Raw genomic sequence first — 359 nt, forward strand, 5'->3', positions numbered from 1 at the left:
GTGATCAGCAGGCATGGGCCCACCGGCTTTTTGGTGACCAGCAGCCGGGACTTGCCGTCCGGGGAGACGGAGTAGCGCCCGAAGGCGCGGACGGCTTCCTCGGAGAACCAGCGCAGGAATTCAGCGCCGTAAGTGACCTCGCCGCGGGCTTCGGCCAGCGGTTTGCCCATCTCCATGGTCATCAGGAGCGCGAAGTCCTCCGCGCGCTCGGTGACCAGTTCGAAAGCCCTACGGAGAATCTCACCGCGTTCGCGCGGGGGCACCTTTGCCCAGGACTCCTGGGCAGCCACGGCGGCATCCAGGGCGGCCTTCCCGTCTTCGGCTCCGGCGTCGGCAATGCCCAGCAGCACCCTGCCCGT

At 68.0% G+C, this 359-nt stretch carries 1 protein-coding gene; it reads right to left on the reverse strand.

What is annotated here, in order from left to right:
* Positions 1 to 359 (reverse strand): aldehyde dehydrogenase family protein (locus FDW84_RS19045; RefSeq protein WP_138611036.1); only part of this gene is annotated, 359 nt, incomplete at both ends.

This window comes from Pseudarthrobacter sp. NamE5 (assembly GCF_005796225.1).
Classification (GTDB): Bacteria; Actinomycetota; Actinomycetes; order Actinomycetales; family Micrococcaceae; genus Arthrobacter.